The organism is Polaribacter sp. YIW18 (assembly GCF_057219325.1).
Map to the genome: position 1 here is coordinate 87,410 of NZ_JBXVVE010000003.1, position 25,681 is coordinate 113,090.

General features: G+C 30.4%; 24 protein-coding genes. 16 read left to right on the top strand and 8 right to left on the bottom strand.

What is annotated here, in order from left to right:
* Positions 1-47 precede the first annotated feature (47 nt).
* Positions 48-1,706 carry a 2-succinyl-5-enolpyruvyl-6-hydroxy-3-cyclohexene-1-carboxylic-acid synthase gene (gene menD / locus AC2D6T_RS04255; RefSeq protein ID WP_484680576.1) on the top strand — a complete coding sequence of 553 codons (1,659 nt, stop codon included), beginning with the start codon at positions 48-50 and terminating at the stop codon, positions 1,704-1,706.
* Complete coding sequence (locus tag AC2D6T_RS04260) at positions 1,706-2,167, top strand: S1 RNA-binding domain-containing protein (protein ID WP_484680577.1); 462 nt, start codon at positions 1,706-1,708, stop codon at positions 2,165-2,167. The genes menD and AC2D6T_RS04260 overlap by 1 nt, the downstream gene beginning before the upstream one ends.
* Here the strand turns inward: AC2D6T_RS04260 and AC2D6T_RS04265 are convergent.
* A complete protein-coding gene (locus AC2D6T_RS04265; RefSeq protein ID WP_484680578.1) occupies positions 2,159-2,386 on the bottom strand; it encodes a hypothetical protein in 228 nt (75 codons plus the stop codon). The genes AC2D6T_RS04260 and AC2D6T_RS04265 overlap by 9 nt on opposite strands.
* A 68-nt stretch (positions 2,387-2,454) precedes the next feature.
* Between AC2D6T_RS04265 and AC2D6T_RS04270 the strand changes: the two genes are divergently transcribed.
* The 8 genes from AC2D6T_RS04270 to ftsY all read left to right on the top strand — a co-directional run bounded on the left by AC2D6T_RS04270 (position 2,455) and on the right by ftsY (position 8,373).
* On the top strand, positions 2,455-3,294 hold the full coding sequence (locus tag AC2D6T_RS04270) for a 1,4-dihydroxy-2-naphthoyl-CoA synthase (RefSeq protein ID WP_298948131.1): 840 nt from the start codon (positions 2,455-2,457) through the stop codon (positions 3,292-3,294).
* A gap of 88 nt (positions 3,295-3,382) precedes the next feature.
* Positions 3,383-4,252, top strand: coding sequence for a formyltetrahydrofolate deformylase (gene purU / locus AC2D6T_RS04275; protein WP_484680579.1), 870 nt, complete (start codon positions 3,383-3,385; stop codon positions 4,250-4,252).
* Positions 4,253-4,312: 60 nt separating this feature from the next.
* A complete protein-coding gene (locus tag AC2D6T_RS04280) occupies positions 4,313-4,921 on the top strand; it encodes a fumarylacetoacetate hydrolase family protein (RefSeq protein ID WP_484680580.1) in 609 nt (202 codons plus the stop codon).
* Between the two features lie 255 nt (positions 4,922-5,176).
* On the top strand, positions 5,177-6,418 hold the full coding sequence (locus AC2D6T_RS04285; RefSeq protein WP_484680581.1) for a competence/damage-inducible protein A: 1,242 nt from the start codon (positions 5,177-5,179) through the stop codon (positions 6,416-6,418).
* An 89-nt stretch (positions 6,419-6,507) separates the two neighbouring features.
* Positions 6,508-6,747 (top strand): 50S ribosomal protein L28, encoded by a 240-nt coding sequence (gene rpmB, locus AC2D6T_RS04290; RefSeq protein ID WP_077809621.1) that lies wholly within the window; start codon positions 6,508-6,510, stop codon positions 6,745-6,747.
* Positions 6,748-6,774: 27 nt separating this feature from the next.
* Positions 6,775-6,957, top strand: a complete 183-nt coding sequence (rpmG, locus tag AC2D6T_RS04295) for a 50S ribosomal protein L33 (RefSeq protein WP_237588763.1) — start codon at positions 6,775-6,777, stop codon at positions 6,955-6,957.
* 51 nt (positions 6,958-7,008) lie between these two features.
* Entirely contained in the window at positions 7,009-7,161 is a 153-nt protein-coding gene (locus tag AC2D6T_RS04300; RefSeq protein WP_298948137.1) for a DUF4295 domain-containing protein, read from the top strand.
* A 237-nt stretch (positions 7,162-7,398) separates the two neighbouring features.
* Positions 7,399-8,373, top strand: coding sequence for a signal recognition particle-docking protein FtsY (gene ftsY, locus AC2D6T_RS04305; RefSeq protein WP_484680582.1), 975 nt, complete (start codon positions 7,399-7,401; stop codon positions 8,371-8,373).
* A gap of 161 nt (positions 8,374-8,534) precedes the next feature.
* On the opposite strand, the gene AC2D6T_RS04310 is transcribed toward ftsY, so the two are convergent.
* Positions 8,535-9,389 carry a CPBP family intramembrane glutamic endopeptidase gene (locus tag AC2D6T_RS04310; protein WP_484680583.1) on the bottom strand — a complete coding sequence of 285 codons (855 nt, stop codon included), beginning with the start codon at positions 9,387-9,389 and terminating at the stop codon, positions 8,535-8,537.
* Between the two features lie 381 nt (positions 9,390-9,770).
* Between AC2D6T_RS04310 and rimO the strand changes: the two genes are divergently transcribed.
* Positions 9,771-11,123: a 30S ribosomal protein S12 methylthiotransferase RimO gene (rimO, locus tag AC2D6T_RS04315; protein ID WP_484680584.1), complete on the top strand. Its 1,353-nt coding sequence runs from the start codon at positions 9,771-9,773 to the stop codon at positions 11,121-11,123.
* A 202-nt stretch (positions 11,124-11,325) separates the two neighbouring features.
* On the opposite strand, the gene AC2D6T_RS04320 is transcribed toward rimO, so the two are convergent.
* Positions 11,326-13,803, bottom strand: a complete 2,478-nt coding sequence (locus AC2D6T_RS04320) for a M14 family metallopeptidase (protein WP_484680585.1) — start codon at positions 13,801-13,803, stop codon at positions 11,326-11,328.
* 202 nt (positions 13,804-14,005) lie between these two features.
* Here AC2D6T_RS04320 and bshC point away from each other — a divergent pair, with 202 nt between their 5' ends.
* Together bshC and rlmF are read left to right on the top strand one after the other, a co-directional pair.
* A complete protein-coding gene (gene bshC, locus AC2D6T_RS04325; protein WP_484680586.1) occupies positions 14,006-15,598 on the top strand; it encodes a bacillithiol biosynthesis cysteine-adding enzyme BshC in 1,593 nt (530 codons plus the stop codon).
* 47 nt (positions 15,599-15,645) lie between these two features.
* Entirely contained in the window at positions 15,646-16,500 is an 855-nt protein-coding gene (gene rlmF, locus AC2D6T_RS04330; RefSeq protein ID WP_484680587.1) for a 23S rRNA (adenine(1618)-N(6))-methyltransferase RlmF, read from the top strand.
* On the opposite strand, the gene AC2D6T_RS04335 is transcribed toward rlmF, so the two are convergent.
* From AC2D6T_RS04335 to argS, 3 genes are all read right to left on the bottom strand, one after another.
* On the bottom strand, positions 16,497-17,096 hold the full coding sequence (locus AC2D6T_RS04335) for a hypothetical protein (protein WP_484680588.1): 600 nt from the start codon (positions 17,094-17,096) through the stop codon (positions 16,497-16,499). The genes rlmF and AC2D6T_RS04335 overlap by 4 nt on opposite strands.
* Positions 17,097-17,209: 113 nt before the next feature.
* Positions 17,210-18,598, bottom strand: a complete 1,389-nt coding sequence (gene lpdA, locus AC2D6T_RS04340; protein WP_484680589.1) for a dihydrolipoyl dehydrogenase — start codon at positions 18,596-18,598, stop codon at positions 17,210-17,212.
* Between the two features lie 194 nt (positions 18,599-18,792).
* Positions 18,793-20,568, bottom strand: a complete 1,776-nt coding sequence (gene argS / locus AC2D6T_RS04345; protein WP_484680590.1) for an arginine--tRNA ligase — start codon at positions 20,566-20,568, stop codon at positions 18,793-18,795.
* Between the two features lie 131 nt (positions 20,569-20,699).
* On the opposite strand from argS, the gene AC2D6T_RS04350 reads away from it, so the two are divergent.
* The gene (locus AC2D6T_RS04350; RefSeq protein ID WP_438988607.1) at positions 20,700-21,224 is read left to right on the top strand and encodes a YkgJ family cysteine cluster protein; all 525 of its coding nucleotides are present in this window, start codon (positions 20,700-20,702) and stop codon (positions 21,222-21,224) included.
* A 26-nt stretch (positions 21,225-21,250) separates the two neighbouring features.
* Positions 21,251-22,081: a sterol desaturase family protein gene (locus tag AC2D6T_RS04355; RefSeq protein ID WP_484680591.1), complete on the top strand. Its 831-nt coding sequence runs from the start codon at positions 21,251-21,253 to the stop codon at positions 22,079-22,081.
* A gap of 43 nt (positions 22,082-22,124) precedes the next feature.
* On the opposite strand, the gene AC2D6T_RS04360 is transcribed toward AC2D6T_RS04355, so the two are convergent.
* Complete coding sequence (locus tag AC2D6T_RS04360) at positions 22,125-23,366, bottom strand: exo-beta-N-acetylmuramidase NamZ family protein (protein WP_484680592.1); 1,242 nt, start codon at positions 23,364-23,366, stop codon at positions 22,125-22,127.
* 7 nt (positions 23,367-23,373) lie between these two features.
* On the opposite strand from AC2D6T_RS04360, the gene AC2D6T_RS04365 reads away from it, so the two are divergent.
* Positions 23,374-24,609 (top strand): ABC transporter permease, encoded by a 1,236-nt coding sequence (locus tag AC2D6T_RS04365; RefSeq protein ID WP_484680735.1) that lies wholly within the window; start codon positions 23,374-23,376, stop codon positions 24,607-24,609.
* Between the two features lie 4 nt (positions 24,610-24,613).
* Here the strand turns inward: AC2D6T_RS04365 and AC2D6T_RS04370 are convergent, their stop codons facing one another.
* Positions 24,614-25,540, bottom strand: a complete 927-nt coding sequence (locus tag AC2D6T_RS04370; protein WP_484680593.1) for a LysR family transcriptional regulator — start codon at positions 25,538-25,540, stop codon at positions 24,614-24,616.
* Positions 25,541-25,681 lie beyond the last annotated feature (141 nt).

A 25,681-nucleotide genomic window follows, 5' to 3' on the forward strand; every position in this document is an offset into this window, starting at 1 on the left:
TTAAAACTTTTTGACTTTGTAACTTTGCTACTTTGTAACTCAGATAAATGTATCCTAAAAAAGAACTCGCACAAATTGTAATTGCAGCTTGTTATCAATTTAATGTTGATACAATTGTTGTTTCTCCTGGATCTAGAAATGCACCTTTAACGATAGGTTTTTCTAATCATCCAGAAATTAAAACGTTAAGTGTTGTAGACGAACGTTGTGCTGCTTTTTTTGCATTAGGTATTGCCCAGCAAACACAAAAGCCAGTGGCTGTTTTGTGTACTTCTGGTTCTGCTTTGCTAAATTATTATCCTGCTATTGCTGAAGCTTTTTACAGCAATATTCCTTTAGTGGTTATTTCTGCAGACAGACCTAAACATTTGATAGATATTGGCGATGGACAAACCATAAGGCAAGAAAATGTTTTTACAAATCATATTTTGTTTTCTGCTAATTTGATAGAAAACCCTAAATTTAAAGCTAGAAATGCACAATTAATAGGGGAGGCTTTGCAGATTTCTGTGGCACAATTAGGCCCTGTGCACATTAATGTTCCTTTTGATGAACCTTTGTATGAAACAGTTACTGAATTAAAGAAATTCCATTTCCCTCATATTTCTATGAGTTCTTTAGATAACTCTCATATCAATTATAAAGAATTAGCTACAATTTGGAATAAGGCAAAAAGAAAAATGATTGTTGTTGGGGTAAATTATCCAAATAAAAAACTACATCAATTAATAGATTTGTATGCAAATGATGATTCTGTATTAATTTTTACAGAAACCACCTCTAACTTGCATCATGATAAAGCTATAAATGCTATAGATCAACTAATCTTTTCTTTAGATGATGCCGATTTTAAAGAACTGCAGCCAGATATACTTATTACTTTTGGTGGTATGATTGTTTCTAAAAGAATTAAACGTTTTCTTAGAGATTTTGCACCCAAGCATCATTGGAATATTGATTCTAAAAAAGCGACTAATACATTTTTTTGTTTGTCGGAATTTATACAAACAACACCTGTAGATTTTTTTAAAAAATTTAAAACTTATATCAGCCCCATACAAAGCGATTATCAACCCAAATGGTTGCAAATAAGAGATCAAAGAAGAGCAAAGCACGCTTTGTATTTAGAAACTTTAGAACATTCAGATTTTAAAGTTTTTGAACAGGTTTTAGCTACAATACCAGATAACACCCAACTGCAAATTAGCAATAGTGCCATTATTAGATATGCACAATTATTTACTATTAAAAATGGTATTAATGTTTTTTGTAATAGAGGTACAAGTGGTATAGATGGAAGTACATCTACAGCAATTGGAGCTGCTTTTACTAATAAAAAACAGACTGTTTTTATCACGGGCGATTTAAGTTTTTTCTACGATTCTAATGCCTTGTGGAACAAAAATATTCCTGCTAATTTTAGAATTGTTTTAATAAACAATTCTGGTGGAGGTATTTTTAAAATTATACCAGGACCAGGAACCACAAATGCCTTAAATTATTTTGAAACGCCACATTGTTTAACTGCAGAGCACTTGGCTAAAACCTATGAGTTTGAGTATCAAAAAGCCTTTTCAACAAAAACAGTTACAAAAGAATTAAATGGTTTTTTTGAAGTTTCAGAAAAACCGAAAATACTAGAGATTTTTACACCAAGTGCAAAAAATGATATAGTTTTAAAAGAATATTTTAAATATATAAAATAATGGATACAGACGAAGAAGGAAATAACTTTCAAGAAAATGATTATAATTTTAAGGAAGGAGACCAAGTAAATTTGGTTATAGAAGCAGAAACTAGTTTGGGTTATGGTGTGTTAATTAACGATGAGTTCGAAGGTTTGCTTTTTAGAAGCGAGGTTTTTCAAGAACTAGAGGAAAACATGGCGGTTACTGGTTACATAAAACAAATTAGGGAAGATGGTAAAATAGACGTTTCTTTAAGGCCACAAGGTTTTTTAAATGTAATAGATTCAGATGTAGAAAAAGTTTTAGAAAAACTTAAAAATAGTAGAGACGGCTTTTTGTTGTTAACAGATAAAAGCAGTCCAGATTCTATACGTTTTCATATGAAAATGAGTAAAAAAGCCTTTAAAAAAGCAGTGGGAAATTTATACAAACAAAAACTAATTGTTATTAAAGAAGATAGAATTGAGTTGCTAAAGTAGTTTTTTGTTCTTTTTAGGCAGTCTTCCGGTAGTTTCGTATAAATCAATTGCCAAAGGGTAGTATTTTTCTGCATCAGGATCATAGCCCTCTGGCAAGTATATTTTTATTTCTCTATCTGTATCTACAAAATCAGAATTTAAAGTTTTTTCAATAACTTTTTGAGAAAATCCATAAAATGAAAAAAATAAGAATATAAATAGGAACGTTTTCTTAATCATAATTTAGAATGTTTATTTTTGTAAATCTAAATATTTAGTTCTCTTTAGAACGTCTAAAATATAAAAATATGATACAACCCGATTGGAAAACCGTTAAAGAGTATGAAGATATTACGTACAAAAAATCGAATGGAGTCGCAAGAATAGCCTTTAACAGACCCAATGTTAGAAACGCTTTTCGACCTAAAACGACCTCTGAATTATATGATGCTTTTTACGATGCCAATGAAGATGTAAATATTGGTGTTGTATTACTTTCTGCAGAAGGGCCAAGTACCAAAGATGGTGTATATTCCTTCTGTTCTGGAGGAGACCAAAAAGCACGTGGTCATCAAGGTTATGTTGGTGATGATGGGTATCACAGATTAAACATTTTAGAAGTGCAACGTTTAATAAGGTTTATGCCAAAAGCTGTAATTGCAGTAGTTCCTGGTTGGGCAGTTGGTGGTGGCCATAGTTTGCATGTAGTTTGCGATTTAACTTTAGCCAGTAAAGAACATGCAATTTTTAAACAAACAGATGCAGATGTAACTTCTTTTGATGGTGGTTATGGTTCTGCGTATTTGGCTAAAATGGTGGGGCAAAAAAAAGCGAGAGAAATTTTCTTTTTAGGACGCAATTATTCAGCACAAGAAGCATATGAAATGGGAATGGTAAATGCTGTAATTCCTCATAATGAATTAGAAACTACTGCATATCAATGGGCGCAAGAAATTTTAGCTAAGAGTCCAACCTCTATAAAAATGCTAAAATTTGCCATGAATTTAACAGATGATGGTATGGTTGGTCAGCAAGTTTTTGCAGGAGAAGCCACACGTTTGGCATATATGACAGATGAAGCAAAAGAAGGTAGAGATGCGTTTTTAGAAAAACGTAAACCTAACTTTCCTAAAAAATGGATACCATAAATTATAGTAATTAGTTTTAGTTGTTGGTTTTTAGTTATTATGTATAATTCCAACAACCAACAACCATTAACTAACAACCAAACTCAAAATGAAATCACAAGTAGTAACTTTTTTAATAAAATGTCCAGATCAAAAAGGGTTGGTGGCAAAAATTACCAATTTCTTTTTTGAAAGAGGATTCAATATTTTAAGTTGCCAGCAGTATGTAAATTCAATAGAAGATATGTATTTTATGCGCATACGTTTAAATGCTGATGGAACAAATATCTCTAAAGAAGAGTTAGAAGAATCTTTTTTAAAACTAGCAGAACCTTTACAATTTGATTGGTCTGTAAATTATGGCGATAGCAAACAAAATGTGGCTATTATGGTATCTCATACGAGTCATAATTTATATGATTTATTAGAGCGATACAAAGAAGGAAGTTTAGCTTGTAATGTAAAAATGGTGATTAGTAATCATAATAAATTAAGACACATTGCAGACATGTTTGATGTGCCATTTTATCATTTGCCAGTAACCAAAGAAACGAAACAAGAACAAGAAGCTCAGGTAAAACAATTGTTAGATACCAATAAAGTCGATTTGGTTATAATGGCAAGATATATGCAAATTTTATCCTCAGATTTTATCAATCATTATCCAGAGAGAATCATCAATATTCACCATTCTTTTTTACCTGCTTTTCAAGGAGCAAATCCATATAAAAAAGCCTATGAAAGAGGTGTGAAATTAATTGGGGCCACAGCGCATTATGCAACTGAAGATTTAGATGAAGGCCCGATTATTGAGCAAGATGTAAAACCAGTTACACACGAGAGTACACCCACTACTTTAAAGAGAATTGGTGCAGATATAGAAAAATTGGTGTTGGCTAGCGCTGTAAAATGCCACTTAAACAATCAAATAATTGTTTCTGGTAATAGGGCAATCGTTTTTCCAGAAGCTGGGGAATAAAAAATTTCCAATCACGAATTATTCACTATGAATTTGTAATTAATAATTCATAATTTAAACATGAAAATAATCTGTATTGGGCGCAATTACGCAAAACACATAGAAGAATTAGCAAACGAAAAACCAGAACATCCTGTTGTTTTTTTAAAGCCAGACTCAGCAATTTTACCTAGAAAAAATCCGTTTTTTATACCGCCATTTTCTAATGATGTACATTACGAAGTAGAGGTGTTGGTAAAAATTAATAAAGTTGGGAAACATATAGACGCAAAATTTGCTTACAAATATTATGATGAAGTTGGTTTAGGAATCGATTTTACAGCCAGAGATGTACAAGCAAAATGTAAAGAAAAAGGTTTGCCTTGGGAAAAAGCAAAGGCATTTGATGGAAGCGCAGTTATTGGAGAGCTTTATCCAAAAGAGCAATTCGATTTAAGTAACCTACAATTTCAGTTGTATAAAAATGATGAATTGGTTCAAGATGGAAACACCAATGCTATGTTATGGAATACAGACGAATTAATCAGTTATGTCTCACAATACTTCACACTAAAAAAAGGAGATATTATTTTTACAGGTACTCCAGCAGGTGTTGGTAAAGTTGCTGAAAATGATGTTTTAAAAGGTGTTTTAGAAGGCAAAGAGGCTTTACAAATAAGAGTGAAATAGTTAAAAACAATTACGATTCAATTGTTTTACTATTTTTTATGGAGTTATTATAGATTTTAGAGAAGATGAATATTAAGATCATTGTATAAACTTCTCTATCATATTGATTACTATTTTTGCTTATATTTTGTTTTGATTATTACGAAATATATTAAAGAAAAATAACTCATAAACTCCTAATTTTAAAGAAATAATAAAAGAATAAAAAAATGAAACTTGCACTCATTCACTTTAAATAACATGTAAAGAAACTTAATGAAAGCAGAAATAATTACAATAGGAGATGAAATTTTAATTGGGCAAATTGTAGATACCAATTCGCAATTTATAGGTCAGGAATTAAATAAAATTGGCGTTTCTGTATATCAAATTACCTCTATACAAGATGATGAGCAACACATTTTAAAAGCATTGCATGAAGCCCAGAGTAGAGTAGATATCGTAATTATTACAGGAGGTTTAGGGCCAACAAAAGACGATATCACTAAAAAAACGATTGCAAAGTTTTTTAATGATGATACAGTAGTAGAATATCCAGAAGTTATAAACCATATAAAAGAGTTGTTTAGCAAAATAAATCACCCATTTAAAGAAATTCAACGTTATCAAGCACAATTACCATCTAAAGCTACTTTATTAATGAATAATTTTGGTACAGCACCAGGAATGTGGTTTTACGAAAATGAAACTGTTTTTGTATCACTCCCAGGAGTACCTTATGAAATGAAAGGTTTAATCACTCATAAAGTGTTACCTAAAATTCAAAAACAATTCAAACTTCCTTTTATCATCCATAAAACCATTATGACTTATGGACAAGGAGAAAGTACCATAGCTGAAATAATAGAAGATTTTGAAGATAACCTACCAACCCACATCAAACTAGCTTATTTACCCTCTTTTGGTAGAGTGCGTTTGCGTTTATCCGCCAAAGGCGATCATAAAGAGCAGTTAGAAAAAGAATTAGATGCAGAAATTGCAAAAGTTTATCAATTAATACCAGATATTATTACTGGTTTAGATGATGATGCATCTCTAGAAAAAAGAATAGGAGAGTTGCTAAAAACCAACAACAAAACTATTTGTACAGCAGAAAGCCTAACAGGTGGTAAAATTGCGGCTACTTTAGTCTCTGTAGCCGGTGCATCTGCCTATTTTAAAGGAAGTTTTGTAACCTATACAGCCGAAACAAAACATAAAATACTAAACGTTGCTACAAAAACGATAGCACAACAAACTGTGGTTAGCAAACAAGTAGCTTTAGAAATGGCAAAAGGCGCAAAAGAAAAGTTAGCAACCAATTATGCCATTGCAGTTACAGGAAATGCAGGCCCAACAACAGACAAAAATACCGATAATTTAGGCACCGTTTTTATTGCATTAGCTACAGATAGTAAACAAATTGTAGAAGAATTTAACTTTGGGCAACCCAGAGAAAAAGTAATCAATAGAACTGTAAGTAAAGCCTTAGAAATTTTACAAAGAGAAATTATTTAAAAATTTCTAAAAATCGTTTGTTCAGAATTATATTTATATGTAAATTTGCACCTCGTTTAGAGATAACACTATAAAATACTGTCAATAAGATGTCTAGAGTTTGTGAATTAACAGGAAAAAAAGCAATGGTAGGAAACAATGTTTCTCACGCTTTGAATAGAACAAAAAGAAAGTTTGACGCTAATTTAATGACAAAGCGTTTTTACATTCCAGAAGAAGATAAATGGATTACATTAAAAGTTTCTGCTTCTGCATTAAAAAATATTAACAAGAAAGGAATTTCTGCAGTTATAAAAGAAGCGAGAGCTAACGGATTTTTAACTAAATAAGTTCTAGCGGATTAAAATTATACAGAGATGGCAAAAAAAGGTAACAGAGTTCAAGTAATTTTAGAATGTACAGAGCACAAAGCTTCTGGTAAACCAGGTACTTCTAGATACATTACTACTAAGAACAAGAAGAACACTCCAGATAGAATGGAAATTAAAAAATTTAATTCTATCTTAAATAAAATGACTGTTCACAAAGAAATTAAGTAATTAAACTATCTAGAACTCAGAATAGAGCACATAGATTTAAAAATTTAGACAATGGCAAAAAAATCAGTAGCATCGTTACAAACAGGATCAAAAAGATTAAGTAAAGCTATAAAAATGGTAAAGTCTCCAAAAACAGGAGCTTACATGTTTGTAGAATCTATTATGGATCCTTCAGAAGTAAACAACTTCTTAGCAAAAAAGTAAGTATTTACTCATAAAATATAACAAACTACTTTCTATTTACAGAAAGTAGTTTTTTTGTGCCTTAATATTACGTATTTTTGGGCGTTCCCTAAAGGTCGCGCTTTACACTATATCTTTTTTTCGTGCCTCAAAAAAGGATGTCGTTTCAATCGCTAACGCAGGCAACTTTAATGACAATTTGATCAAACACAATAAATAACACGTTTTTAACGTATTGTTTATTAAATAAGATAAAAAATGAGTTTTTTTAAAAAAATATTTTCTAAAGAAAAAAAGGAAACTTTAGACAAAGGTTTAGAAAAAACCAAAGAAAGCTTCTTAGGCAAACTAACCAAAGCTGTTGCAGGTAAATCTAAAGTAGATGATGATGTTTTAGACAACCTAGAAGAGGTTTTAGTAGCCTCTGATGTAGGTGTAAATACAACCCTAAAAGTAATTGAAAGAATAGAAGAACGTGTTGCCAAAGATAAATATGTTGGTACAGACGAATTAAATAAAATTCTTAGAGAAGAAATTGCAGGGTTATTATCTGAAACCAATGTTGGTAACGAAACCGAATTTAAAATACCTGAAATTCCAGTAGATAAAGACGGCAACAAAATGCCTTATGTTTTAATGGTAGTAGGTGTAAATGGCGTTGGTAAAACAACAACCATTGGTAAGTTGGCAGCACAATTTAAAAAACAAGGCTTAAAAGTAGTGTTAGGTGCAGCAGATACTTTTAGAGCAGCAGCCATAGACCAATTACAAATCTGGGCAGACAGAACAGATGTACCAATTGTACGTCAAGAAATGGGATCAGACCCTGCATCTGTTGCATTTGATACCTTAAAATCTGCAGTAACACAAAAAGCAGACGTAGTAATTATAGACACAGCAGGTCGTTTGCACAACAAAGTAAATTTAATGAACGAGTTAACCAAGATAAAACGTGTTATGCAGAAAGTAGTAGACAATTCGCCACATGATGTATTATTAGTTTTAGATGGTTCTACAGGTCAAAACGCTTTTGAACAGGCCAAGCAATTTACCAAAGCTACAGAAGTAACTTCTTTAGCCGTTACTAAATTAGATGGTACAGCAAAAGGTGGCGTTGTAATTGGTATTTCAGACCAATTTAAAATACCCGTAAAATATATTGGAGTAGGAGAAGGTATTGACGACTTACAAGTTTTTAATAAACACGAATTTGTAGATTCTTTCTTTAAATAATAAATTAAAAAGAATAACAGTAATTATAGCTTGTTGCATTTCAAATAAAACAACGTAGGAGATTTATTCTACTTCAACAATGCAAGAAAAATAATGTCTAAATTTAATGAAGAGTTTATTTGGTTATTAACTCAGTTCTTTGTTGGGCGCTGTGTTTTTAGTTACAATTTTTCTTTAATTGCTTTTTTCCAAAAATAAATTCCAAAAACACAAGTCACGATAGCAAACATAATTCCGTTTTCACCAAGCCAATGTTCCGTTCCTTCATTTTTAATTGTTAATTTAGGTAATATTTTTTGAATATATACATTGCTAACTGCATGAAATATTACACCCGGCCAAAGGCTTTTAGATTTAAAAGCGTAGTAGTTCATGATGAAAGACATAGAAATGATTACGATGAAGAATGTTATAAATTCTAATAGCATATTATTACTATAGTAAACAAGTAGTGGCCAATGCCAAGCAGCCCAAATAATTCCACTAAAAATGGAAACACCAGTAAAAGAAAGAACTTTTCTTAATTCATAAATGAAAAAACCTCTCCATCCAATTTCTTCTCCTAAAGTTGTTGCTGCTGCTCTTATGATTTCAATAGTTCCTAATAAGATAATAGCTATGATTGCAATTGATGCAGTATTTAAAGTTCCTATTCCAATTAAACCAAGTTCTTTTCCCCAATCTGTAATTGCTTCATTATTTGTTAAACTTCCAAAACCAAAAAACCAGATGAGTATATAAGTGATTAAGCCATATAAAGCAGGAATTAAATAAGAGAGTTGAATATATTTCCAATTTCCCCAATTCCAATTGAGAGATGAAATCTTATGACCTTTTATTTTTAAGGTAATAAATGCTGCAATTGCAGGACACCACATTATAGCTCCAACATATATCCGTGATGGATATAAATTTACTATAGCATAATGAAAAGGTGAAGTAAGAAGAAGAACGATTGTAAGAAATAGAAAGATTGTTTTCCAAGTTTCTTTTCTTTCCGATATTTTTTTTAGCATTTTAATTTTCTAATTGGTTTGTTAATGGAAGACGATAACACCTTAGTTTTGTTACATTACGCCTAACTTAAATTCGAAATATGACATCGTTTTAATGACTTGAATTCAAAGTTAGCTAAGTTCGTTTTTTTTAAGTTTAGAAGCAAGTTAAATAAAATCAGTTCTAAGAGAGTATTGATGAAAAAAGACATGCTTTTTAACAATTAACCAAGGTATAAAAATACCAGAAAACTATCGTTAATAGCGTTTATAAATCATTTTAAAACTTGTATTTTTGCAATCGCTTTGAAACCTGATTGCTATTTGCTTTAGTTTTTAAGCGTTAAGCAAAAAAAATATAAGTCTAAAGCATAATGCTTTAGGTATAAAGCTATTTATATTATGCGTACAAAAACCATCAAAAAAAATAAGATTAACGTTGTTACTTTAGGATGCTCTAAAAATGTTTACGACAGTGAAGTTTTAATGGGGCAATTAAAAGCTAATGGTAAAAATGTGGTACATGAAGATGTAAATGATGATGGCAATATTGTAGTAATTAATACCTGCGGCTTTATAGGTAAAGCAAAAGAAGAATCTATAGATACTATTTTGCATTATGCACAAAGAAAAGAAGCTGGTGAAATTGACAAAGTTTTTGTATCGGGTTGTTTAAGTGAACGTTACAAGCCAGATTTAGAAAAAGAAATTACCAATGTAGATCAATATTTTGGTACACACGATTTACCCAATTTGCTACAAGCTTTAGAGGCAGATTATAAACACGAATTAATTGGCGAGCGTTTAACAACTACACCAAAACACTATGCGTATTTAAAAATTGCAGAAGGTTGTGATAGACCTTGTTCTTTCTGTGCTATTCCGTTAATGCGTGGTAAACACGTTTCTACTCCCATAGAAGATATTGTAAAAGAAGCCACAAAATTAGCAGAAAAGGGAATTAAAGAAGTGATGCTAATTGCACAAGATTTAACCTATTATGGTTTAGATATTTACAAAAAACGTGCTTTAGCAGATTTATTAGAGGCACTAACAAAAGTAGATGGAATTGAATGGATTCGAATGCATTATGCTTTTCCAACAGGTTTTCCTCTGGATGTTTTAGAAGTTATGAAACGCGAACCCAAAGTGTGTAATTATTTAGACATTCCTTTACAGCACATAAATACAGAGTTATTAAAGTCGATGAAACGTGGTACAACTCACGAAAAAACGACAGCCTTAATTCATAAATTTAGAGAAGTAGTGCCAGAAATGGCAATTAGAACAACTTTAATTGTTGGTTATCCAGGAGAAACAGAAGAAATGTTTCAAGAATTAAAAGATTGGGTAGAGGAGATGCGTTTTGAACGTTTGGGTGCTTTTCAATATTCGCATGAAGAAAATACAGGTGCTTATGTTTTAGAAGATGATGTGCCAGAAGATGTAAAGTTTAAGCGAGTGAATGAAATCATGGAATTGCAATCTCAAATTTCTTGGGAGTTGAATCAACAAAAAATTGGTAAAACATTCAGGTGTTTGTTTGATAGAAAAGATGGAGAGTATTTCTATGGAAGAACAGAATTTGATTCGCCAGATGTAGATAATGATGTTTTAGTAGATGCTAAAGAACATTACATAAAAATTGGCGAGTTTATTGATGTGAAAATTCACGAAGCAGGAGATTACGATTTGTATGGAACACCAGTTAAAAAACGAGAAAAGCCTGTTCCTTTACATCAGAAAAGGAAATAGATTTCTTTAAATACTTTAGACCTCACAGGTTTTTAAAACTTGTGAGGTCTTTTTTTTGTTAAATTTTAAAAAGCTAATAATTTAAAGAAATTAAAAAAAGTTTTTAGACATACAATGTGCGTTAGGGATTGAAACGACATCCTTTTTGCTTTTTTGCAAAAAGATATAGTGTAAAGCCCGTTAAAACGCCCAAATTAAAAAGCTATTTTAAAGTACTAGAATTCAGTAAGAAAACTGCATTGGCAACAAAAAGCTTTCCATTTTCCCAAAAAGATCTAAATAACGGATTGTCTACCATATAAACAATGCTTCCTTTTCCTATTGGTTCTTCACCAAGAAACAAAGATTCAGGTACATTTTTAACAGCTTTGCTACCTGCATAACCCGATACATTTTTGGTGTTTTTATCAAAATAACCTACGTTGTAACCGGTTTTTAAATAGTTATATGATGTGCCACTTAGTTTCAGAGAAAAATAGGCTTTTCCATAACCAAAAGCCAACGGATGTGAGTTATCTAAAACGCTTTTAAAAATGCTTCCTGTAATTAAATTTGCAACACTTTTTCGTTCTCTTTCTGCAAATGGTGTTAAATTATCATCGGTTGTATTGTCTTCATTTTTCTTTGTTTTTAATGCAAAATCATCTTTGTTGGCAAAACTATTTAAAGCACTTCCAATAGCCAGTAAAGTTCCTCCAGAACGTACCCATTTTTTTAAATTATCTATAGTAGATTTGTTTAAAACCGAATTGTAATAACCACTTGGCATTACAATTACATCATATTTAGAAAGATCTGTTTTAGAAAAATTATCTGAATTTATATTGGTGATAGGGTATTGCAATTGTGTTTCGAAAAAGTGCCAAACTTCACCAAAACTTAATGAAGAGGTTGCTTTACCAGAAATAACTGCAATTTTTTGTTTGTTGATTGGTTTTACAGAATACGAACCAAAATCTACACCAGATTCAGAAAAACCAGTAGTAACATTGGTTAATTGACGCATATTTCTATTAGCAATTTTAATTAGTTTTTCATCAAAACCTTTCTTTCTATTATCGTTTCTAAGAATGATTAATGTTCCTTTTTCAAAGGTTTTACCATTGGCACCAAAAGATTTTTCAGTAAACCTAGGTACAATATCATTTTTTAATAAATCTGCTAAAAAGGTTGCATCGTCTATACTATTCCATTTAGAAATGTAAGCGTAAGCTGTTTTGTCTGCAACATTATTAAAAGTATAAGACTGACTTTTTACAGCCGAACTTACTTTTGATTTAGAAGCTACTGCATTCAAACCATGTGCATAAGGTAAAGACCAAGCAGTAATATCGTAGGTTAAAGAATCTACTATTTTTGCTTTGGGTTCAAACAAAACTTTTACCATTTTTCCCTTTGGTTGATTGGTATGAATTATCAAATCACCATCAGAAACTTCCATTTTATCGTTTTCTTGTGTACTATAATTGTAGCCTTTTATAGAACCTCCTTTAGCATTTTCATATAAAATTTCGTGGGTGTCTAATAAAGCTTTTAAACGATTCATTTTATCTTCATTACTATTTTTTAACACATAACTTTTATAAATTAAATCGTTATTATTAAAGTATTTTTTAAACTCTTTATTTAATTTTATAGCGTTTTTTGAAACAATTTCAACAGTAGACAAACCAGTTGTCATGTGGTGTGTTGCTCTGTCTTTTAAAGTCAGTACTTCACCCTCATCTGTATTGATTCCTAAGCCAGCCATTCCATGCCCAGCTTGCTCATAAGTCATACCAATACCTCCCATATATGTTGGGTATGTATCTCCATAACTTGGGTATAACAAATCAAAACTTTCTTTGGTAAAATATAACCAACCTTCTTTATCAAAATATTTTGCGTGATTTTTACCAATGGCTGTCTGGAAATTGCGTTGCCAATCTGTAATAATTTCATGAAATGGTTCTGCTGCAGGTGCAAAATAATAAGGGTTGTTAATGTATTGCTCATGAAAATCTACATGAACATGTGGCATCCACTTGTTATACAATTTTATTCTTTGTACAGATTCTACTTGAGTTGCCCAAGCCCAGTCTCTATTTAAATCAAACAAATAATGATTAGGCCTTCCACCAGGCCAAGGTTCTAAGTGTTCTTTAGCATTTTGATCTACGTTAAAAGGGGTACTTTTTACTTGATTGTACCAATTTACATATCTGTCTCTTCCATCAGGATTAATACAAGGATCTATAATTACAATTGTATTTTCTAACCATGCTTTTTTATGGGTAACCAACGCATACAAGGTTAACATAGAGGCCTCTGTACTTGACGCTTCATTACCATGAACATTATAGCTTAACCAAACAATAGCCACGTTATTACTTTTATTTCCGTTGATGATTCCTGTTTGAGAAAGATTATTTTTTCTAATGTTTTCTATGTTATTGATGTTTGACTGCGAAGAAATGTAACTAACATACAGAGGTCTGTGTTCGTTTGTTTCACCATATTTTTCTAGTTGAACGTTTGGTAATTTACTACTCACGTATTTGAAATAATCGACAACTTTGTGATGTCTTGTAAAACGAGCGCCGATTTCGTAACCTAGAAATTCTGAAGGTGATTGTATTTGCTGAGAAAAAATACTTGCTGTAAAAAGTAATATAACTAATAAAAATGCTTTAATTTTCATGTATTTAATTGATTAGAGTACCAAAAATAAGGATTATTTTTCTTACTATTTTGAATCTCTTTTTAGAACTTGTTAAAACTTTGTTAGATTGAAATGAAGTTTTCTAAAAAGCCTAAAATATTTGTATTTTTATAAAAAATTAAACAAGCCAAATGACAGCTAACTTAGAGACTGATTGTTGCTTACAAAGTGTTATAAATCAATGAAAATAACACAAATTCCTTTTAAAAAAACAGGTTTTTTTCCTACAATAATGTTAGATTATTTAGAGCAAAAAGAAACCATTCAGCCATTTTATAATAATTTTCCAAATATTGCTGGCTTTCATAATCAAATAGCAGCAAAACAAAAATCGTATCGATTGCAAACTCGTTTGGTTTTGGTAGACGCTTTAAAAAAGCAATTTGCAAATTTTGATATTTCAAAAAAAACAACTGAAAATATCAATTTATTAAAACTGCAAAACACCTTTACTATCACTACAGGCCATCAATTAAATCTCTTTACAGGTCCTTTATATTTTTTGTATAAAATTATATCTACAATTAATTTATGTGAAGAATTGTCTGCAAAATTTCCAAAACAAAATTTTGTACCTATTTATTGGATGGCAACAGAAGATCATGATTTTGAAGAAATTAACTATTTTAATTTTGAAGGTAAAAAAGTAATTTGGAATAGAGAAGACGGTGGTGCAGTAGGTAGATTTTCTACAGAAAGTTTACAATCGGTGTTTGATGTTTTTAAAACCCAATTAGGAACGTCTAAAAACGCAGAAGAATTAAAAGAAATTTTTAAACATGGTTATTTAAAGCATCACAACTTGGCAGAAGCTACACGTTATATTGCTAACGAATTGTTTAAAGCTCATGGTTTGGTTATTTTAGATGGTGATGATAAAAGCTTAAAAGAGCTATTTACACCTTTTGTAAAAGACGAATTAGAGAACGAAATTTCCTTTAAAGAAGTTACAAAAACCATTACTAAGCTTAAAGAAAATTACAAAATACAAGTAAGTCCTAGAGAAATTAATTTGTTTTATTTAGGTGATAATTTTAGAGAACGCATTATTTTTGAAGATGGAGTTTACAAAGTAAATAATACACAAATTTCTTTTTCCAAAGCAGAAATTTTAAAAGAGGCTCAAGAAAACCCTTTAGCATTTTCGCCAAATGTAATTATGAGACCTTTGTATCAAGAAGTAATTTTGCCAAATTTATGTTACATAGGTGGCGGAGGAGAAATGGCATATTGGATGCAACTAAAAAACTACTTTCGTAAAGTTAAAGTTACTTTTCCTATTTTACTGTTGCGTAATTCTGTGCAAGTTATATCTAAAAAACAACAAATAAAATTAGACAAACTAGATATTTCTTTAGAAGAATTATTTTTAAAGCAACATCAATTGTTGTCTAAAAAAGTAGTAGAAAACTCTGATATTCAGATAGATTTTGATAAGAAAATAGCTTACCTACAAGCACAATTTGAAGATTTAAAAAAGATAGCTAAAAAAACAGATATTACTTTTACAGGTGCAGTAAAAGCACAAGAAGTAAAACAAATAAAAGGATTAAAAAATCTAGAAAAAAGACTTTTAAAAGCAGAAAAAAGAAGACAGAAAGATTTGGTAGACAGAATTACATTGTTGCAAAACGAATTGTTACCCAATCAGTCTTTAGAAGAAAGGCAACGCAATTTTTCTGAATACTATTTAGAATATGGAGTTTCTTTTTTAGAGGCTTTAAAAGAAGTGTTAAAACCTTTAGAATTACAATTTACGGTTTTAGAACTATAAAATAGTTTATATTTTCTTTACTGCTTAAGAAACGACAGAAAACAATCATGAAAGAAAAAGGTTTACATCCAAATAACAAATTCAATAAAGGATATAATTTTGATGAACTTGTCAAATCAAATCCACATTTAAAAGAATTTGTATCTCAAAATAAATATGGCACAACAACCATAGATTTTTCAAACCCAAAAGCTGTAAAAGAACTCAATAAAGCCTTGTTATTTTCTTTTGATCAACTATCTATTTGGGATTTTCCTGATGAAAATTTATGTCCTCCAATTCCAGGGCGTTTGGATTATATACATCATTTAGCAGATTTACTTTCTGAGGAAGAAAATATTAAAATTTTAGATATTGGCACTGGAGCCACTTGTATTTATCCGCTTTTAGGTGTTGCTGAATATCATTGGAATTTTGTGGCAACAGACATCGATTTAGATTCACTAGATACTGCCCAAGACAATATAGATGACAACCACTTAGAGAATCAAATAGAATTACGTCAACAGTTTAATGAACAGCATATTTTAAAAGGAGTTATAGAAGAAGATGATTTTTTTACAGCTACCATGTGTAATCCTCCTTTTTATAAATCTGCTGAAGAAGCACAAGGTGCAAACCGACGCAAAACAAGAAATTTAGGCAACAATGCAGTTCGTAATTTTTCTGGAAATAATAACGAACTGTGGTATTTTGGAGGAGAAAAAGCTTTTTTACATAACTATTTATATGAAAGTTCTTTGTTTTCAAAAAAATCGAAATGGTTTACAAGTTTGGTTTCTAAGAAAGAAAATGTGGAGAGTTTAAAAAAATCTTCTACTAAATTAGGCGTAAAAGAATTTAAAGTTATTCCTTTAAATCAAGGCAATAAAGTAACTCGAATTGTTTACTGGCGATTTTAGTTAAAAACGATATCTTTAATTTGATATTTTTTACATACAAAATGTAAAATGGTATAAACCAACATATGCACAAAAACCAAGCAAATAAAGGCGTATAAAGGAATACCTAACAATTGGTATGGCCAATAATACGTCCAAACACCTAAATAAATGGTAATTACTTCACCAAAAGCAGGTAAGGTTAAAGCCAATATTATAGCTAAAATAATTTTATTTTTTTGAGATTGTTTTTTTAGAATCGGAATTAAATTTTGTTCTAATTTGTATAAATAATGAAACGCGAGCATCCATGCAAAAGGCAACCAAAGAGGTAATTTTCTGAAAACTTTATGGTATTCCCAATAACCGTTTGTAACCCCCCATGTCTCACCAACTATTCCGCCAAAACAAGTTAGTAACATGCCCACTAACAGTAGCCAATTCTTGTTTTTAGGTTTATAAATGTCTTTATAAACATTGTGTATAATTTTTAACAATAAAATACCTGCAACTAGCAAATCGTATTCTTTTAAATAGCCAATAAAAACACCAGCAATTACAAGCTTTAAAATTGCTTTTAAAAGTTCTACTAAAAATTTCTTTTTGTTAGTAATCAAGTTTATCATATTGATTTTCCAAATATAAAAAACCGAAACAAACTGTTTCGGTTTTTAATTAATATATAGTTATCGTTGTAAAACAAGTAAGTTTTACAATAACAATATTTATTTTATAAATGTATTACTTCGTCATAAGCATCTGCAACAGCTTCCATTACAGCTTCACTCATTGTTGGGTGTGGGTGAATTGTTTTTAACACTTCATGTCCTGTAGTTTCTAATTTTCTACCTAAAACAGCTTCAGCAATCATATCTGTTACACCAGCACCAATCATGTGGCAACCTAACCATTCACCATATTTGGCATCAAAAATTACTTTTACAAAACCATCTGGTGTACCTGCGGCTTTTGCTTTTCCAGAAGCAGAAAACGGAAATTTACCAACTTTTAAATCGTAACCAGCTTCTTTAGCTTTAGCCTCTGTTAAACCTACAGAAGCAATTTCTGGAGTAGCATATGTACAACCAGGAACATTGCCATAATCTATTGGTTCTGTATGTAAACCTGCTAATTTTTCAACACATGTAATTCCTTCTGCAGAAGCAACGTGTGCTAAAGCTTGTCCCGGAACTACATCTCCAATTGCATAATAACCTGGAATGTTTGTTTGGTAATAATCGTTTACTAAAATTTTATCTCTATCTACAATAATTCCAACATCTTCTAAACCAATATTTTCTATATTCGATTTAATACCAACTGCAGATAAAACAATATCTGCCTCTAAAGTTTCTTCACCTTTTTTGGTTTTTACAGTTGCAACAACACCTTCACCAGAAGTATCTACAGCCTCTACAGAAGAATTTGTCATTACTTTTATCCCTGCTTTTTTAATTGAACGTTCAAATTGTTTAGAAATATCAATATCTTCTACAGGCACAATATTTGGCATATATTCTACAATAGTAACCTCTGTACCCATTGCATTATAAAAGTGAGCAAATTCAACACCAATAGCACCAGAACCCACTACAATCATAGATTTTGGTTGTTTAGGCAATGTCATTGCTTTTCTATAACCAATAACTTTTTCACCATCTTGAGGTAAGTTTGGTAATTCTCTAGAACGAGCACCAGTAGCAATAATAATATTGTCTGCACTATATTCTGTTACTTTACCGTCTGCATCTGTAACATTTACTTTTTTACCAGTTTTTATTTTTCCAAAGCCGTCAATAATGTCAATTTTGTTTTTCTTCATTAAAAAAGCGACTCCTTTGCTCATTCCATCAGCTACACCACGACTTCTTTTAATTACGGCATCAAAATCTTTATCAATAGCTTCTGCTTTTAAACCATACTCATCTACATGTTTTAAATAATCGTACACCTGTGCAGATTTTAATAAAGCTTTTGTTGGGATACACCCCCAATTTAAACAAATACCTCCTAAAGATTCTTTTTCTACAATAGCTACTTTAAAACCTAATTGAGATGCTCTAATACCAGTCACATATCCTCCAGGTCCACTTCCTATAATAATAATGTCGTATTTCATTTTTTTTATTTTATTTTTTTGTCACTTCTAGTCATTTTTTTTAAAGTCCTATCTAGAAGTTGGACGTTTTAACAGGCTTTACGTTCTATCTTTTTTTCATACTTCAAAAAAGGATGCCACTTCAATCTTTAACGTGTGCAAATTTACTAACTTTTAGTGTTACAGCCAACTGCTTTTTGTAGCTGTAAACTATTTTACATTCTTTCAGGAACATCTATTCCTAATAAACCGAATGCAGCTTTTATGGTGTCTGCTACTTTTTTAGACAACTGCACTCTAAATACTTTTTTATCTTGATTTTCTTCTCCTAAAATATGTACATTCTGATAAAATGAATTGAACTCTTTTACCAAATCATACGTATAATTTGCTATCACTGCTGGTGAATAATTAGCAGCAGCTTGTTGCACTGTATCTGGAAATAATTCTAACTGTTTTAATAATTCTTTCTCTTTTTCGTGCAATGCTATGCTAACAGTCTTGGAAAAGTTAAAATCTGCTTTTCTAATAATAGATTGAATTCTAGCATACGTATACTGAATAAAAGGTCCCGTGTTTCCTTGAAAATCTACAGAACTTTTTGGATCGAACAAAATCCTCTTTTTTGGGTCTACTTTTAAAATAAAGTATTTTAAAGCACCTAAACCAATGGTTTTGTATAATTCGTCTTTTTCTTCATCAGAATAACCATCCAGTTTGCCTAATTCTTCAGAAATTTCTTTGGCAGTTGCTGTCATTTCTACCATTAAATCATCAGCATCTACCACAGTTCCTTCTCTAGATTTCATTTTTCCAGAAGGTAAATCTACCATACCATAACTTAAATGATACAAGTTTTTTGCCCAATCAAAACCTAATTTCTTCAAAATTAAAAAGAGCACTTGAAAATGGTAATCTTGCTCATTGCCAACAGTATACACCATTCCACCAACATCTACATAATCTTTTACACGTTGTATGGCAGTTCCAATATCTTGAGTCATGTAAACTGCAGTACCATCAGAACGTAATACAATTTTTTCGTCTAAACCATCCTCAGTCAAATCGCACCAAACAGAACCATCTTCTTTTTTGTAAAAAACACCTTTTTCTAAACCTTGTGCAACTACATCCTTTCCTAATAGATAGGTATCGCTTTCGTAATATAAGGTGTCAAAATTAACGCCCATATTTTTGTAGGTTGTATCAAAACCATCATATACCCAAGCATTCATTTTTTTCCAAAGCGCAACTACTTCTTTATCTCCAGCTTCCCATTTTAAAAGCATTTCTTGTGCTTCTAAAATAATTGGTGCTTGTTTTTTTGCATCTTCTTCAGAAATACCAGTTGCAACTAAGCTGCTAATTTCTTTTTTGTATTCTTGGTCGAATTTTACATAATAATTACCAACCAATTTATCGCCTTTTAAACCTGTAGAGGATGGTGTTTCTCCATTTCCAAACTTTTCCCAAGCCAACATCGATTTGCAAATGTGTATTCCTCTATCGTTAATGATTTGTGTTTTGTATACTTTTTTTCCTGCAGCTTTAATAATTTCTGTAACAGAATACCCTAATAAGTTATTACGAACATGCCCTAAATGTAAAGGTTTATTGGTATTTGGCGATGAATATTCTACCATAACAGCTTTGTCATCCGCCTTTGGCGAAACAAAACCATAATTGGTATCTGTATAAATTTTTTGAAATAAATTGGTGTAAAAATTATCGTTAACAACGAGATTTAAAAAACCTTTTACCACATTATAATTGGTGATTTCTGTTATGTTTTCCACCAAATATTTTCCTAAATCTTCACCAATAGCAACAGGATTTCCTTTTTTGTAACGCAACAAAGGAAAAATAACAACTGTGATATCACCTTCAAATTCTTTTCTAGTTGCTTGAAATTCTACTGTAGGAATTTCTACATTATATAATGCTAAAAAACCTTCTTTTACTTTGGTTTCTATGGTATTTTGAATATTCATTTACGTGGAAAAATTGAAATGCAAAATTAAGAATTTTATTTGTTTTTTTAGAGTAGAATTTATTAAAATTAAAGCTTTTTTAGTAGTTAATAATCAACAGCTTTATAGCTAATAAATTGTATTTTTGTAATATGGAAAAACGTTTAGAGCAATTACCCAAATTAGCACAAGATGCCCAGAAAGAAAACAAAAAGTATTTTGCTAGTTTAAAAAAAAGAACTCCTAAAAATTTAGATTATGTAATGCAAGAATTGCATGATGCAGAATTTGAAAAAACAGATTGTTTAGATTGTGGTAATTGTTGTAAAACTACAAGCCCTATTTTTATTGATAAAGACATAAAACGAATTTCTAAACATTTAAAAATGAAGGTAGCAGATTTTGTAGACACCTATTTAGAAAGAGATAAAGACGATTTTATGGTCTTAAAAACAGCACCTTGTTCTTTTTTAGATGAAAAAGATAACTCTTGTTTAATTTATGATGTAAGACCTAAAGCTTGTGCTGAATATCCGCATACAGACAGAAGAAAATTTATCCAAATTACAGATTTAACGGTTGCAAATACCTTTGTTTGTCCTGCAACTTTTAGTATAGTAGAAGCTCTAAAAGAAAGAATTCCAATGACTTCTAATAAAAAGATAAGAAGAAAATAGTATTTTAGTAAAAAATTAAACGAATTTTGGAAATTATTTTTAATTATTTTGAAACCATACCTTCCTCTCATAGAAGTGTAATATTAGTAGGAGGCTTAACTTTTTTTTGGTTGTTAGAAGGCGCTATTCCTTTATTTAAATTCGATTATAAAAAATGGCAACATGCCATACCTAACTTATTTTTTACGTTAACCACGGTTATTATAAATTTTGCATTGGCTTTTCTGCTTTTAAAAACTGCTGATTGGGTTTCTGTAACTAATTTTGGAATTATTAATTGGTTACCAGAAATGCCACTTTGGTTGTATGTAGTTTTAGGTGTGTTGTTTTTAGATTTTTTTGGTGCGTATTTAGCGCATTATGTAGAGCATAAAATACCAACATTATGGATGGTTCATTTGGTACATCATTCAGATCATAAGGTAGATACAACTACTGCTAACAGACATCATCCTATAGAAAGTATTATTCGTTTTGCGTTTACTTTATTAGGTGTTTTTGTAGTAGGTACACCTATTGCTATTGTATTTATTTATCAATCTATGTCTTTAGTTTTTACGCAGTTTACACATGCAAATATTAAAATGTCTCCTAAAGTAGATAAGTTTTTAAGCTATTTTATAGTTTCTCCAGATATGCATAAAATACATCATCATAATATGCTACCTTATACAGATTCAAATTATGGGAATATTTTTTCTATTTGGGATCGAATTTTTGGTACCTATCTAGAATTAGATAGAGAAAAAATTATCTATGGTGTAGATACATTTCCTGATGAAGCTAAAAACTCTTCATTAAAAGAATTATTAAAACAACCTTTTCAAGGATATAGAAAACCCACAGGAGTTGAATAAGAGTTAAAATTTTGTTGTTCTTACTATAGTAGGAATGATATATTTATTCATAAATCAAATACTGTTTCCTGATTTTTTTAAACTCCTCCAAACCTTTTTCCCAAGTTTTTCTTATTTCTTTTTCAGACAAACCTTGCTCAATTTGTTCTTGTAGTTTTGTGTTTCCAGCATGAATGGTAAATGTGCTTCCAAAGAATTTTTCTGTTTTAGGAGTTTGTTTATATGCATTCATTAAAAAAGACAAATCTATTTTAGATAAATGTTTGTAATTTCTTAAATCAACACCATAACACAAATTATTTTTATGTTTTGGGTATTTGGCACCTTCATTAGCTAGTGGTGTGTAACTAAAATCATTTTTCTTAAAAAACGGTGCTCCATATCTTTGAAACTGAAATTCGGTTCCACGTCCTGCGTTTATGGTGGTTCCTTCAAAAAAACCTAAACTAGGGTAGAGGTTTATACTTTTGTCATTTGGTAAATTGGGTGAAGGTTTTATAGATAAATTATAAGTGGAATTATGTGTGTAATTTTCTAAAGGAATCACTTTTAAATCACACTGAATATTATTTTTTAACCATTTTTGTCCATTTATCATTTGCCCAAATTCGCCAATGGTCATTCCATACACAACAGGTACAGCATGTTTACCAACAAAACTAGAATGTTTTATTTCTAAAACTGAGCCATCAATATAATGTGCATTTGGGTTAGGTCTGTCTAAAATTAGTACAGGAATACCGTTTTCTGCACAAGCTTCCATCACATAGTGTAAAGTAGAAATATAGGTGTAAAAACGCACACCCACATCTTGAATATCAAAAACCACAACATCTATTCCTTTTAATTGTGAAGCAGAAGGTTTTTTACTTTTCCCATGAAGAGATAAAATGGGTAAGCCCGTTTTTGCATCAAAACCATCTTTTACAAGTTCTGCAGCATCGGCTTTTCCTCTAAAACCATGTTCTGGAGAAAATACTTTTTTTACTTTGATATTCAAAGAAAGTAAACTGTCTACTATATGTGTATACTCCCAACTTTCAACATTAGATTTCCCACGTTTCCCAATTACCGAAGTTTGATTGGCTACTACAGCAACATTTTTTCCTTTCAAAACATCTAAATACAAGCTAGTTTGTTCTGCTCCTGTTTTTAAAACCGAATCTTTTACAAAACCTTGTACTTTAAACTTAGAATTTTGAACTTTTTGCCCACAAGAAATCAACTGAAAATTCAATAATAGAAATAAGAATAAATATGTACTTTTGAAAGGTTTAAAAATCATTATCAATTTGAATTACGAGTTATTTCTTGCAAAACGCATTATTGCTGGTAAAAAGTATAAAAATAGTATATCCTCTCCAATAATAAAAATTGCGATTACAGCCATTGCATTGGGTATTATTATCATGCTAATTGCTGTTGCCACTGCCTCTGGTTTGCAAAGTAAAATTCGCGATAAAATGGCAGGTTTTAAAGGCCATGTTCAAATTGTGAATTATGATAATAACAATTCTGATGTTTCCATATCTCCCATAAGTAAAGAACAAGATTTTTATCCAGAAATTCCAACTATAGAAGGGATTAAAAACATCCAAGTATTTGCTAGTAAAGGAGGTCTTATAAGAACAGATACTAGTTTTGAAGGAATTGTTTTTAAAGGTGTTTCTTCTGATTATGATTGGACCTTTTTTAAAGAGTATTTAATTGCAGGTAAATTACCAGATTTTAATCAAAAAAGAACAAGAGATGTGTTATTATCTCAAACCATTATCGATCGTTTACAATTAAAGTTGAATGATACCATTACCGCCACTTTTTTAAAATTATCAAAAAGTAAATTACCTTCAAACAGAAAATATATAATTACAGGTATTTATAATTCTGGTTTTGCTCAGTTTGATAAAAATATCATGATTGGTGATATTAGAGAAGTGCAGCAACTGAATAAATGGACAGACAATCAAGTGGGTGGTTTTGAGGTTTTATTAGACAGTTTTGATGATATTCAACAAAAAACCGAAGAAATTTACAAAGAAGTAAGTCTAACATTAAATGCTAAAAGTATTGTAGATACCTACCCTGCAGTATTTGATTGGATTAAACTTTTTGATAATAATGTGTGGTTTATAATTGGAATTATGATTTTAATTGCTGGTATAAATATGATAACTGCTTTGTTAGTACTTATTTTAGAACGTGTACAAATGATAGGTATTTTAAAAGCTTTAGGAAGTAACAATGGTAGTATTAGAAAAGTATTTTTATACAATGCTACCTACTTAATTTTAAAAGGACTTTTTTGGGGTAATTTAATTGGACTGTTTATGATTGGTATACAACATTACTTTAAGTTAATTACCTTAAATCCAGAAACATATTATGTAACAACAATGCCAGTACAGATTTCTTTATGGGCAGTTTTTTTATTAAATATTGGTACCTTGGTTTTGTGTGTTTTAATGCTGATTATTCCATCTTATATTATTACAAAAATAAACCCATCTAAGTCTATTAAATTTGCTTAAAAAGCTATAAATCTCCTGTAAACCAAGCAAAATTTTCTAATATAATTTTATCTTTATTTTCTTCTATATGCTTTTTAAAAGCTTTGGCAACTAAAGACAAATTTTTAGATTTTAACCAAATTAAATTCCAATTAGTTTCTATAGGTAGGTTTTTAATATTTAAAATTTGTAAATCGCCATTTTTTAACTCGTTTTTTAAACCAATTATGGGCATAATAGAAATTCCCAGACCTGCAATAACAGCTTGTTTTACAGCTTCATTAGAGGTAAGTTCCATTTTCTTTTGAACTTCTATTTTGTGTTTTACTAAAAAGCGTTCCATTGCCAAACGTGTTGCAGAACCAGGTTCTCTAAAAATAAAAAGAGATTTGTTAAGATCTTTTGTTTGAAGCTCTTTTTTAGGAATTGTAAAGTTTTTATTAGCAACAAAATAGAGTTTGTTTTTCATTAATTCTATACGTTCTATGTTTAATTTTCTGGGGATGGTAGAAACCATTGCAAAATCACATTCGTTATTTTCTAAGCTTCTAATTACAGACATTTTATTGGTTACATCCATCGTTAAATCTACTTGTTCATGCTGTTTTATAAAATTTGTTAAAAAAAAGGGCATAGTATATTTAGCTGTAGAAACAATAGAGATTTTTATTTTGCCAGCTAATTTACCTTCAAATAAAGCAGATTTATAGTTTATAGAGGCTACTTCTTCTAAAATTTTACCAGCAGTAGCTGCTATTTCTTCGCCAAATTCTGTGATATATAATTTTCTTCCAACCACTTCAAAAAGTGGCAATTTAAACTGATCTTGAAAATTTTTAAGTTGTATAGAAACAGCGGGTTGTGTTAAAAAAAGCTTTTCAGATGCCTTAGTAACACTTTTAACTTCTGCTATTTTGCTAAATATTTCTAATTGATGTAAAGTATATTTCATAAAAAATATTTATGTTTTATATAATAAATATAAATAAAAATATATAAAAAAAACACCATTTCTTTGTAAAAAATAAAACACGCCACAAAAGATTATTTAAAATAAAAGAAAGAAGCAATTTTTTAAATCAATAAACTGTCA